The organism is Mesorhizobium sp. M6A.T.Cr.TU.017.01.1.1 (assembly GCF_004023115.1).
In the GTDB taxonomy this organism is placed as follows: Bacteria; Pseudomonadota; Alphaproteobacteria; order Rhizobiales; family Rhizobiaceae; genus Mesorhizobium; species Mesorhizobium mediterraneum.
The window spans coordinates 1-439 of record NZ_RZTA01000297.1 but is presented as its reverse complement, the minus strand read 5'-3'; the positions used below and the strand labels follow the sequence as shown (position 1 = coordinate 439).

The following is a 439-nucleotide window of genomic DNA, read 5'->3' as shown; positions in this document are numbered from 1 at the left end:
GGCAATGTGTCCGGCAAGAGAGCCGGACACATTGCCTACACATTTCGGCTTACACATTTCGCAGTCGCACACTGAGCCGGCTGGCACCGTTCGGCCCCGATTTCCATGGCCTTGAACCAAAGAAGCAATGGTCACGCCGCGTGACGTATTGCATCGCAGCAATTAGTTGTTAACTTCCCCGCGAGACATCTAGGGCTCGGCGCGGCTCGCCGTCCCTTCGGTCGCAGGCAGCAGCGGGGTTCTCGATGTTCTACCAGCTCTATGAGATGAACCACGCCGCCCTGCAGCCGGCGCGCCTCTATGCCGACGCGGTGCGGATGTTTTACTCCAATCCGCTCAATCCGTTTTCCCACACGCAATGGGGCCGTTCGATCGCGGCGACGGCCGAACTGTTCGAGCGCACCACGCGCCGCTACGGCAAGCCGGCCTTCGGCCTGAC

The 439-nt window shown here is 61.5% G+C and carries 1 pseudogene; it reads left to right on the top strand.

Annotation, left to right across the window (positions count from 1 at the left end):
* Positions 1-245 precede the first annotated feature (245 nt).
* A pseudogene (locus EOB36_RS34080) lies at positions 246-439 on the top strand (polyhydroxyalkanoate depolymerase); the annotation flags it as partial.